Source organism: Micromonospora sp. NPDC047620, assembly GCF_043205005.1.
GTDB lineage: Bacteria > Actinomycetota > Actinomycetes > Mycobacteriales > Micromonosporaceae > Micromonospora.
Map to the genome: position 1 here is coordinate 281,509 of NZ_JBIDDG010000005.1, position 10,508 is coordinate 292,016.

General features: G+C 71.8%; 11 protein-coding genes. 3 read left to right on the forward strand and 8 right to left on the reverse strand.

Translation table 11 applies throughout. The annotated features are described in order from the left end of the window. Positions 1-107: 107 nt before the first annotated feature. Positions 108-581 (forward strand): MarR family winged helix-turn-helix transcriptional regulator, encoded by a 474-nt coding sequence (locus ACGF5C_RS08445; protein WP_393298284.1) that lies wholly within the window; start codon positions 108-110, stop codon positions 579-581. A gap of 10 nt (positions 582-591) precedes the next feature. Further along, positions 592-780: a hypothetical protein gene (locus ACGF5C_RS08450; protein WP_393298287.1), complete on the forward strand. Its 189-nt coding sequence runs from the start codon at positions 592-594 to the stop codon at positions 778-780. A 13-nt stretch (positions 781-793) separates the two neighbouring features. Here ACGF5C_RS08450 and ccsB read toward each other — a convergent pair whose 3' ends face one another. The 6 genes from ccsB to hemL form a co-directional block, all read right to left on the reverse strand. Then, a complete protein-coding gene (ccsB, locus tag ACGF5C_RS08455; protein ID WP_393298290.1) occupies positions 794-1,771 on the reverse strand; it encodes a c-type cytochrome biogenesis protein CcsB in 978 nt (325 codons plus the stop codon). Continuing rightward, positions 1,771-3,426: a cytochrome c biogenesis protein ResB gene (locus tag ACGF5C_RS08460; protein WP_393298293.1), complete on the reverse strand. Its 1,656-nt coding sequence runs from the start codon at positions 3,424-3,426 to the stop codon at positions 1,771-1,773. Before ACGF5C_RS08460 ends, ccsB begins: the two co-directional genes overlap by 1 nt. Beyond that, a complete protein-coding gene (locus tag ACGF5C_RS08465) occupies positions 3,426-4,253 on the reverse strand; it encodes a cytochrome c biogenesis CcdA family protein (RefSeq protein WP_393298296.1) in 828 nt (275 codons plus the stop codon). Before ACGF5C_RS08465 ends, ACGF5C_RS08460 begins: the two co-directional genes overlap by 1 nt. Further along, positions 4,253-4,831: a TlpA family protein disulfide reductase gene (locus ACGF5C_RS08470; RefSeq protein WP_393298299.1), complete on the reverse strand. Its 579-nt coding sequence runs from the start codon at positions 4,829-4,831 to the stop codon at positions 4,253-4,255. Before ACGF5C_RS08470 ends, ACGF5C_RS08465 begins: the two co-directional genes overlap by 1 nt. Continuing rightward, the gene (locus ACGF5C_RS08475; RefSeq protein WP_091099474.1) at positions 4,831-5,478 is read right to left on the reverse strand and encodes a histidine phosphatase family protein; all 648 of its coding nucleotides are present in this window, start codon (positions 5,476-5,478) and stop codon (positions 4,831-4,833) included. Before ACGF5C_RS08475 ends, ACGF5C_RS08470 begins: the two co-directional genes overlap by 1 nt. Before the next feature lie 126 nt (positions 5,479-5,604). Further along, positions 5,605-6,942, reverse strand: coding sequence for a glutamate-1-semialdehyde 2,1-aminomutase (gene hemL / locus ACGF5C_RS08480; protein ID WP_393298302.1), 1,338 nt, complete (start codon positions 6,940-6,942; stop codon positions 5,605-5,607). Positions 6,943-7,138: 196 nt separating this feature from the next. Between hemL and ACGF5C_RS08485 the strand changes: the two genes are divergently transcribed. Then, complete coding sequence (locus ACGF5C_RS08485) at positions 7,139-7,474, forward strand: STAS domain-containing protein (protein ID WP_393298305.1); 336 nt, start codon at positions 7,139-7,141, stop codon at positions 7,472-7,474. Positions 7,475-7,693: 219 nt separating this feature from the next. On the opposite strand, the gene ACGF5C_RS08490 is transcribed toward ACGF5C_RS08485, so the two are convergent. Further along, positions 7,694-8,248 carry a response regulator gene (locus tag ACGF5C_RS08490; RefSeq protein ID WP_357449459.1) on the reverse strand — a complete coding sequence of 185 codons (555 nt, stop codon included), beginning with the start codon at positions 8,246-8,248 and terminating at the stop codon, positions 7,694-7,696. Continuing rightward, on the reverse strand, positions 8,245-10,508 hold a 2,264-nt coding region (locus ACGF5C_RS08495), incomplete at its 5' end, for an ATP-binding protein (RefSeq protein WP_393298308.1). The genes ACGF5C_RS08495 and ACGF5C_RS08490, both read right to left, overlap by 4 nt.

Here is a 10,508-nt window from a genome sequence, read left to right on the forward strand (position 1 = left end):
CTGAGCTGCTTTCGGAGTTCTCGGTGGGCCACGGCACGCGGGAGTGGGCCGGGCGTGACGTACGATCGTCAACGTGGTTGTCCAAATGGTAAACCTGGTTGTCGAACATGGCAACTGATCCCGACCGGCCCGGCTTCCTGCTGCCCCTGCTGCTGCTGGCCGGCTTCCGTACGCTCATCGACGACCTGCACGCCGAGCTGGCCCGGCAGGGACATCCCGAGCTGCGCCCGCTGCACGGCTTCGTGCTCCAGGCGGTCGGCGCCGGCGGCACCACCGCCAGCGAGCTGGGCCAGCGGCTGGGCATCTCCAAGCAGGCGGCCGGCAAGACGGTGGACCGGCTGGTCGCCCTCGGCTACCTGGAACGCGCCGACGACCCGCACGACGCCCGCCGCAAGCTGGTCCGGATGACCCCGCGCGGGCACGACGGGCTGCGCCGCTCGGCGGTGGTCTTCGACCAGCTTCGGCAACGCTGGGCGGACGCCCTGGGCCCGGACCGGGTCGCCGCCATGGAGGACGACCTACGTGCGGTCGCGCCGGCCAACTGGTCCCGCCTCGACGTGCCGGGCTGGTTCGGCGGCTGACCGGCGCTCCGTGCTGGTGCGCGACCCGGACGGGCTGTCACCGTTGCTGGTCGAGCTGCGGGACGCCGTCGCCCGCGAACTGCACGCCCAACTCGCGCTGCGCGCGGAGCGGATCGAACTCGCGGACGTTCCGGAGGTCGCGTACCAGGTCACCCTGCGCGTGGACGAGACCCTCCGGCACGGCCGCCCCGGCAGGTAGCCCCGTCCGGCGATCAGTCGAGGCCGCCGTAGGAGTGCAAGCCCTCGAAGAAGATGTTCACCCCGAACAGGTTCATCAGCATGGTGAGGAAGCCGACCACGGCCAGCCAGGTGGCCACGTTCCGCTTCACGCTCGGGGTGGCCCGGGCGTGCAGGTAGCCGGCGTAGATCACCCAGGAGATGAACGACCAGGTCTCCTTAGGGTCCCAGCCCCACGGCCGGCCCCAGGCCGCCTCGGCCCAGATCGCCCCGGCGATCACCGCGAAGGTGAAGATCGGGAACGCGAAGGCGTGCAGCACGAAGGTCAGCCGTTCCAGGGCGGCCGCCGCCGGCAGCCGCTTCGCCAGGGTGTACGGGAAGCTCCGCCTGCCCTGCTCGTAGCCCGACCGCATCAGGAACGCCACCGCGGGGACCGCACCGAGCAGGAGGATGCCGGAGGCGAAGATGACCGTCGAGACGTGGATGACGAACCAGTACGAGTTGAGCGCCGGCACCAGCGGCACGATCGGCACGTAGAGCACCAGCTCGGCGGTCGCCAGCAGCAGCACCATCACCAGCGACAGAAACAGCCCCAGGCGACGCAGCATCGGCAGCTTCCAGAGCACCACCAGCCAGGCGGCGGCGCCGATCCACGAGACCGTGAGCACGAACTCGTACATGTTGCCCCAGGGCATCCGGTCGGCGGCGACACCACGGGCGACCAGCGCCCCGAGGTGCAGCAACGCGCCGAGCGCGGTGAGACCCACCGCGATCCGCCCGGCCAACCGGGCCCGATGCGCGCTGCGCCCGGCGGCGGCCGGCTCGGCCATGACCGGCTCGGGCGGGACGCCGCTGCCGCCGGCCGCGCCGACGCCGGCCCCGACCAACTCGCGGGCGGGCACCACGACCCGGGCACGGGCGTTGCCGAGCGCGTACTCGACGGCGTGGCTGATCATCGCGACCAGGTACGCCAGGATCGCGAACGACACCAACTGGTCGGAGAGTGCGGACATCACTCGGCTCCTTCTCGCGATCCGGCCCGCTCGTCGCCGGCGCGACCGACACCGGCCCGCCCACCCGGCCCCCCGTCACCGCTGACCGCGGCCACGAGCTGCGCGAACTCGTCGGCGAACCCTGGATGGTCGGTACGCGGCAGGCCACCGGCCTCGACCAAACTACTACCGCCCGTAGAAGATCCACCCGCGGGGTCGGTCGGCAGCACCCGGAAGAAGACCCGTCGGCGCCGGCCGAACAGCGAGCCCATCAGCCCGGCCAGCAGCACCCCGGAGCTGACCAACAGCAGCGTGGAGCCCGGGTCGTACCGGACCGACAAGGTGATGTACGGCAGGCTGTCCAGGAACTCGACCTTGCTGCCGTCGTCCAGCGTCCAGGTCTCGCCCTTACGGAGCAGCTTCGTGCCGACCTCCTTCACCTTGCCGGCCCGCACCTGCCGCTGGTCCAGCTCGTAGATAGAGCCGGGGATGCCCGCGTCCAGCCCCAGGTTGCCCCGGTAGGCGACGAGGTTCAGCGCCGGGTTGCGCTCGGTCGGGTACTCGGAGCGCGCGAACGGCGCCGAAGCCGGCGCGGTCGGCAGGTAGAGACCCGAGAAGGCCATCTGGAGGTTCGGGTCCCGGTTGCCGGTATCCGGGTCGACGTTGGCGTCCGGGAAGGCCGCCAGCCCCTCGCTGGTCAGCCCGATGTCGCCGGTGGTCAGGAACGGCACGGCGCTGGTCTGGCTGCGGCCGAACCGGTCGGTGTAGCGGATCACCGGGGCGTAGCCGTGGCCGAGCAGGTAGACGTTCGCGCCGTCGAGGCGCAGCGGGGAGTTGACCGAGAACTCCGCCTGCCGCTGCTCGCCGCCGTCCTCGTCGACGGTCACCTTGGCGTTGAAGAACGCCGGCTGGCCGGTCTCCAGGAAACGGGCCTCGAAGTCGTCGAGCTGTACGCAGAAGTCGGGCAGGTCCTCACTGCCGACGCGGGGGCCGATCTTGCTCTCGGCGTACTGCTGACGGGTGTTGCAGAACGCGTTGTCCTTGCCGGCGACCAGCAGCTTGTTGCCGCTCCAGCCGTACCAGGAGCCGAGCGCGACGCCGACCAGCACGACCACCATCGAGGTGTGGAAGAGCAGGTTGCCGGTCTCCTTGAGGTAGCCCTTCTCGGCGGAGACCTCGTCGCCGCGGACCACCACGCGCCAGCGCCGTCGGCGCAGCGTCTCGGCGATCGCCGCCGCGCCGCCCTCGGGGGCGGGCAGCACCGCGTGCTGCGGCAGCCGGTCCAGCCGCTTCGGGGCGGCCGGCGGCTTCGACCGCAGCGCCCGGACATGGTCGCGCAGGCGGGGGGTGATGCAGCCGATCAGCGAGGTGAACAGCAGCAGGTAGATCGCGGAGAACCAGACCGAGCCGAACGCCTCGAAGGCGCCGATCCGGTCCAGCACCGGGGCCAGGTCGGGGTGCTCGGTGAAGAAGTCCCGCACGTCCTCCGGGTTGACCCCGCGCTGCGGCAGCACCGAGCCGGGGATGGCGGCGATCGCGAGCAGGAACAGCAGCACCAGCGCCGTACGCATGCTGGTGAGCTGCCGCCACGAGTTGCGCAGCAGGGCCAGCAGCCGGTTGGGGCGACGCCGGGGCGCCTCGGCCGGCGTCGCCGGCCGCTCGTCCACGACGGTCATCAGATGCTCACCTCGCCCACCCCGACGGTGGTCTGCAACCAGATCACGAAATTCGTCCACCCGCCGGTGACCAGCGCGAGGCCGATCAGGATCAGCAGGGCGCCGCCGACCCGGGTGATCCAGCGGCTGTGGCGCCGGACGGCGCGGAAGACCCCGAGCAGGCGCTGGAAGCCCAACCCGAAGACGACGAAGGGTATCCCCAGCCCCAGGCAGTACGCCACGGCGAGCACCACGGCGCGGTCGGTCTGCCCCCCGGCAGCGGCCATGCCGAGCACCGCGCCCAGCGTCGGGCCGACGCAGGGCACCCAACTCAGCGCGAAGACCGCGCCGAACACCGGGGCGCCGAGCAGCCCGGCGGCGGGCAGCCGGTGGATCCGGAACTCCCGCTGCAACCCGGGGACCACCCCGACGTAGCCCAGGCCGAGCACGACGATCAGCGCGCCGATGACGATCTCCAGCGTGCGCTCGTACTCGAAGAAGACCCGGCCGACGCCCGCGAAGAGGATCGCGGTGGCGGTGAAGACGACGGTGAAGCCGGCGATGAACAGCAGCGTGCCGGCCAGCACCCGGCCCTTCACAGCGGCAGCGGCCGGCGCGGTGCGCTCCCGCACCGCCACCCCGCCAGCACCCGTGGGCTCCGTGGGCGACGGCGCGGGCCGCCGGCCCTCCAGATCCGCCCCGGCGAGGCCGGTGACGTACGACAGGTAACCCGGCACCAGCGGGAGCACGCACGGGGAGAGGAAACTGACCAGGCCGGCGAGCGCGGCCGCGCCGATGGCGAGCAGCAGCGGGCCCGACTGGGCGAGTTCCTTGAACGTCTCGCCCATCAGCGGGAACCGTTGGGGGCGGGCTGCTCGGCCGCGATCCGCTCGACGATGGGCTGGAGGCCCTCCTGCTTCACCGCCGCGCGGATGACGGCGGCGATCCGGCCGTCCCGGTCGAGCACGATGGTGGCCGGGATGGTGTTCGGCGGGATGTCCAGGGCGAGCGCGACCCGGCTGGGCGGATCGAACAGGCTCGGGTAGGTCACCCCGAACCGCTCCTCGAAGGCGATGGCCTTGTCCCGGCTGTCCTGGATGTTGACGCCCAGGAAGGTGACCCCGGAGCCCTTGGTGGCCTGGTAGGTGTTCTCCAGGTCGTCCGCCTCGGCCCGGCACGGGTTGCACCACGAGCCCCAGAAGTTGACCACGACGACCTGGCCGCGGTCCTTCGCCACGTCATGGCTGCCGCCGGTGAGCAGTTCGCCGGAGATCTTCGGGGCCGCGGAGCGCTCGTCGGGCGCGCACTCGATGACGCCCTCGGAGTTGGTGCCGCAGGCGTCCTCCCGACTCTTCGAGGAGCAGCCGGCCAGCGCCACCGTCGTGACGGCGGCGAGCAGACCCGCGGTCCACCTCCGGGCGTTCATCAGGCCCCCTTGGCCGTCCGGGCGGTCGCCGACATCGCGATCAGGTGCGCGGCCGGCTCGGAGTAACCGATGCCGACCACCTTGGCGCCGTCGAAGTGGAAGGAGGTGAGGCTGGCCAGCCCGCACTGACGCCGGCGCGGGTCGTGCCAGAGCCGCTTGCGCTCGACGTGCCGGCGCAGCGTCCAGATGGGGAGTTGGTGCGAGACGAGCACGGCCTCCCGCCCCTCGGCGGCCACCCGGGCAGCGTGCAGGGCGGCGAACATCCGCTCCGCGATCGCGCGGTAGGCCTCGCCCCAGGACGGGGTGACCGGGTCCCGCAGCACCCACCAGTTGCGCGGGTCGCGGAACGAGCCGTCGCCGGGCGAGACCTTCTTGCCCTCGAACCAGTTGGCGCTCTCGATGAGCCGCTCGTCCACCCCGACCGGCAGCCCGAACTGCGCGGCGATCGGCTCCGCCGTCTGCTGGGCGCGCTCCAGCGGGCTGGCCACCACGTGCACGACCTCCCGCTCGGCGAGCCCCTGCGCGGCGGCCTTGGCCATCTGCACGCCGAGCTCGGAGAGCCGGAAGCCGGGCAGCCGGCCGTAGAGGATGCCCTCCGGGTTGTGCACCTCGCCGTGCCGCAGCACGTGGACCACCGTCTTGCTCACCGCTACGCCCCCTTCGTTCGCGACTGCGGGGCTCGCAGACCCGGCTCACTCCTCGCGCTCACCGCTACGCCCCCTTCGTTCGCGACTGCGGGGCTCGCAGACCCGGCTCACTCCTCGCGCTCACCGCTACCCCCCGTGACCCGCCGCTGCCGCAGCGTTGGCCGCCGCCGGCAGGGCGGCGGCGATCTGCTCCAGAGCGGCGTCGTCCAGCGCCGCCGACACGAACCACGCCTCGAACGCGCTTGGCGGCAGGTAGACGCCGCCGGCGAGCATCGCGTGGAAGAACGCCTTGAAGGCCGGCACCTGCTGGGTGCGGGCGCTGTCGTAGTCGACCACGTCGGCGTCGGTGAAGAAGATCGAGAACATGTTGCCCGCGTACGACAGCCGGTGCGGCACCCCGGCGGCGGCGAGCGCGTCGGCGGCGAGCTTGCTCACGACGGCGGCCGTCTCGTCGAGCCGGCGGTAGAGCGCGTCGTCGGCCAGCCGCAGGGTGGCCAGGCCGGCGGCGCAGGCGAGGGGGTTACCGGAGAGCGTGCCGGCCTGGTAGACGGGCCCGGCGGGGGCCAGTCGCTCCATGATCTCCGCGCGCCCGCCGAACGCCGCGGCCGGCAGCCCACCCCCCATGACCTTGCCGTACGTCCACAGGTCGGCGTCGGAGGCGTCGAGGCCGTGCCACCCGGCGCGGGACACCCGGAACCCGGTCATCACCTCGTCGACGATGAGCAGCGCGCCGTGCGCGTGCGCGATCCGGGCGAGCTGCTGGTTGAACCCGTCGCGCGGGGCGACCACGCCCATGTTGCCGGCGGCGGCCTCGGTGATGATCGCGGCGATGTGCTGGCCCTCGGCGGCGAACGCCTGCTCCACGGCGGCAACGTCGTTGTACGGCACCACGATCGTGTCGCCCGCCGCCGCGCCGGTCACGCCGGGCGAGTCGGGCAGGCCGAGGGTGGCCACGCCCGAACCGGCGGCGGCCAGCAGCGCGTCGGAGTGCCCGTGGTAGCAGCCGGCGAACTTGACGATCCGGGGGCGGCCGGTGAAGCCCCGGGCCAGCCGGATCGCCGACATGGTGGCCTCGGTGCCGGAGTTGACCAGCCGGACCTGCTCGACCGGGGTGCGGTCGACGATCTCGGCGGCCAGCTCGACCTCGCCCGGGGTGGGGGTGCCGAAGCTGGTACCCCTGGCGGCGGCGGCCCGGATCGCGTCCACCACCTCGGGGTGCGCGTGGCCGAGGATCAGCGGGCCCCAGGAGGAGACCAGGTCGACGTAGCGCCGGTCGTCGGCGTCGTAGAGCCATGGCCCCTCCCCCCGGACCATGAAGCGCGGGGTGCCGCCGACGGCACGGAAGGCGCGCACGGGGGAGTTCACCCCGCCGGGCACGATGGCCTTGGCGCGGTCGAACAGGGCCTCGGAGGCCGGCGCGTCGGCCGGGTAACGGCCGGATCCGGCGGGAAACATATCGGTCACGATGCCGCCATTGTGTCAGCGCCGGGCGGCGAATCGGCAGGCACCCCGCACCGGGGTTACCAGGCTCACCCGCCCCGTCCTCCCGAGCGGTCTCGCCGCGCCCTTCCAGGGCTCCGGGTCGGTGGTGCTCCCGCTCGATGGGTGCGGCACCCCGGCTCGACAGGCCGGGTCGCCGGGATCGCGCTAGGCTGACCCGGTGGATCGTGCCGAACTGTCCATCACGCTACACCGGACGGGCGACGAAGCTGTGCTGCGCCTGGCCGGTGAGATCGACATGCTCACGGCCACCCAGCTGTCGACCGTCGTCAACGAGGTGCTCGCCGATCCGCCGCCGCGGATCGTGCTCGACCTCGGCGGCGTCACCTTCTGCGACTCGCAGGGCCTGGGCACCCTCGTCGTGCTCAGCCGGAAGGCCAGCCACGCGCAGAGCCTCCTGGTCCTGACGAACGTCGGCGACTTCCTGCTCCGCGTCCTGGACATCACCGGCCTCCGCAGCGCCCTGATGATCCGCAACGACCAGACCACGGCCTGACCCACTCCCCACCCCACCTCGCACCCCGCGCCCCGGCCTCGCTCGCCCCGGCGATCTTGCACTTTCGGCCCTAGAATTGTCCGCTTTTGCGCTCTTTGCCCTGGGCAGAAAGTGCAAGATCGACGCGGGCCCGGGAGGGCCCGGGGGTGCGGGGGCCGGGGGTGGTGCCGGGCGGCGAGATCGACGCGGAGGGGCCCCGGGGGGAAGGGGCGGAGTGGGTCAGGGGGTGTTGCCCCAGCGGGCCTGTTCGAGAAGGTCGACGGCGCGGTCGCGGGCGTCCGGGTCGTCCGTCCGCAACATCGCGGTGGCCTCGTCGACCGCGTCGGTGAGCACCCGCCACTGCGCGTCGCGCTCCCGCACCAGATCCGACTGGGCCGCGAGCTGCCGGGTCTTCACCCACAGCTCCACGAAGACCGACACCTTGGCCCGCAACACCCACGGATCGAACGGCTTCGTGAGGTAGTCGACCGCGCCGACCGCGTAGCCGCGCAGCGCGAGCTGGGCGTCCCGGTCCGCGGCGGTGAGGAAGATGATCGGCACGTGCCGCGTACGCTCACGCCGCTTGATGTGGCTCGCCGTCTCGAAGCCGTCCATGTCCGGCATCTGGGCGTCGAGCAGGATCACCGCGAAGTCGTCGACCAGCAGCTGCTTCAGTGCCGCCTCGCCGCTCTCCACGGCGACGGACTGGACCGGCAGCCCCTGGAGGATCGCCTCCAGCGCCATCAGGTTCTCCCGGCGGTCGTCCACCAGGAGCGCTTTGGCCATCTGGGTCACGAACTCTCCTCGGTTCGGCTGCCGCTGATCCAGGACGCCATGAGTTCGATCAACTCGTCCAGGTCGACGGGCTTGGTGATGTAGTCAGTTCCCCCGGCCGCCAGCGCCGACTCGCGGTCGCCGGGCATGGCCTTGGCGGTCAGGAAGACGATCGGCAGGTCGGCGAACCGGTGGTTGCGCCGGATCTGCCGGGTCGTCTCGTAACCGTCCTGGTCGGGCATCATCGCGTCCATCAGGACGATGTCGACCTCTGGATGCTCGGCCAGGAGGCGGACGCCGTCCGCCCCGTTGTCCGAGTACAACACGGTGAGCCCGTGCAGTTCCAACGCACTGGTCAGTGCGAAGACGTTCCGGACGTCGTCGTCGACGATCAGCACGGTGGCCCCCTCCAGCCGCCGGGTGGCCGGCGTGGAGGCCGGCTCGGGCAGCTCCGGCGGCGGCATCAGCAGCGACGACGGCAGCCCGGCCCGGGCCGGCGACGGCGGCAGCGGCGCCACCACCGCGTCCGGCGCGAGCACGTCCGGCACGAAGAGGGTGAACGTCGAGCCCTGCCCGGGCGCCGACGACACGACGATGCTGCCGCCCAGCAGCCGGGCCAGGTCCCGGCTGATGGACAGCCCCAGCCCCGTGCCGCCGTAGCGGCGACTGGTGGTGCCGTCGGCCTGCTGGAAAGCCTCGAAGATCAACGACAGCTTGTCGTCGGAGATGCCGATCCCGGTGTCGACCACCGTGAACGCGATGACCTGCCGCGCGTTGGTCAACGCCGGCACGTCGAAGGCCGTGTTCTCGGGCGCCGGCGCGATCCGCAGCGTCACCGCGCCGTTGTCGGTGAACTTGACCGCGTTGGAGAGCAGGTTGCGCAGGATCTGCTGCAGCCGCTGGGCGTCCGTGATCAGGGCCGGCGGCAGGTCCTTGCTGATCCGCACCTGGAAGTCCAGGCCCTTCTCGTCGGCCTGCGGCGCGAACGCCTGCTCCACGTAGCTGCGGATCTCGTCGAACCGCACCTCGGTGGGCTCGACGTCCATCCGCCCCGCCTCGATCTTGGACAGGTCCAGGATGTCGTCGATCAGCGACAACAGGTCGGAACCGGCGCCGTGGATGGTCCGGGCGAACTCGATCTGCTTCGGGGTGAGGTTCTGCTCCGAGTTCTCGACCAGCAGCCGGGCCAGCAGCAGCAGGGAGTTCAGCGGCGTACGCAGCTCGTGGCTCATGTTGGCCAGGAACTCCGACTTGTACGCCGACGCCCGGGTGAGCTGCTGGGCCTTCTCCTCCAGGCCGAGCCGGGCCAGCTCGATCTCGCGGTTCTTGGTCTCGATGTTGCCCTTCTGCTCGGAGAGCAGCTGCGCCTTGTCCTCCAGCTCGGCGTTGGTGCGCTGGAGCTCGGCCGACTGCTCCTGCAACTCGTGGGCGAGCCGCTGGGACTGCGCGAGCAGTTCCTCCGTACGCCGGTTGGCCTGGATGGTGTTGACGGCGATGCCGGTGGTGAGCACCAGCCGCTCCAGGAAGGACAGGTGCAGCTCGGAGAAGGGCGTCACGCTGGCGAACTCGATCACCCCGAGCAGCTCGCCCTCGAAGAGCACGGGCAGCACGACCAGGTCCGCCGGCGGGGTCTCGGCGAGCCCGGAGCGGAGCATCAGCCTGCCGTCCGGCGTCCCGCCCATCCGGATCGTCCGGCGGGAGAGTGCGGTCTGGCCGACCAGTCCCTCGCCGGGCCCGAAGGTGACGTCGTGTCCCCGGGCGACGTAGCCGTACGAGGCGGTCAGCCGCAGCCGCATCACGCCCTCGGAGGTGTCCGCCAGGAAGAACGCGCCGAGCTGCGCGTCGACCAGCGGGGTCACCTCCATCATGATCATGCGGCAGACCTCGCCGAGGTCGCGCTGGCCCTGGAGCAGTCCGCCGATGCGGGCCAGGTTCGAGTCGAGCCAGCCCTGTTCGGCGTTCTTCTTGGTCGTCTCCCGGAGGGTGACGATCATCTGGTTGATGTTGTCCTTCAGCTCGGCGACCTCGCCCTGCGCCTTGACCGCGATCCGCTGGGTCAGGTCGCCCCGGGTCACCGAGGTGGAGACCTGCGCGATGGCGCGCAGCTGGGTGGTGAGGGTCGAGGCGAGCTGGTTGACGTTCTCGGTCAGGTCCCGCCAGGTGCCGGAGACGCCCTTCACCTGCGCCTGGCCGCCCAGCTTGCCCTCGATGCCAACCTCCCGCGCGACCCGGGTCACCTCGTCGGCGAACGACGACAGCTGGTCCACCATCGTGTTGACGG

What these genes read in the sequence shown, in the direction of transcription:
- ACGF5C_RS08445 (WP_393298284.1), top strand. Translation starts at nt 108, where the DNA reads ATGGCAACTGATCCCGACCGGCCCGGCTTCCTGCTGCCCCTGCTGCTG.
- ccsB (WP_393298290.1), bottom strand. Translation starts at nt 1,771, where the DNA reads ATGTCCGCACTCTCCGACCAGTTGGTGTCGTTCGCGATCCTGGCGTAC.
- ACGF5C_RS08460 (WP_393298293.1), bottom strand. Translation starts at nt 3,426, where the DNA reads ATGACCGTCGTGGACGAGCGGCCGGCGACGCCGGCCGAGGCGCCCCGG.
- ACGF5C_RS08465 (WP_393298296.1), bottom strand. Translation starts at nt 4,253, where the DNA reads ATGGGCGAGACGTTCAAGGAACTCGCCCAGTCGGGCCCGCTGCTGCTC.
- ACGF5C_RS08470 (WP_393298299.1), bottom strand. Translation starts at nt 4,831, where the DNA reads ATGAACGCCCGGAGGTGGACCGCGGGTCTGCTCGCCGCCGTCACGACG.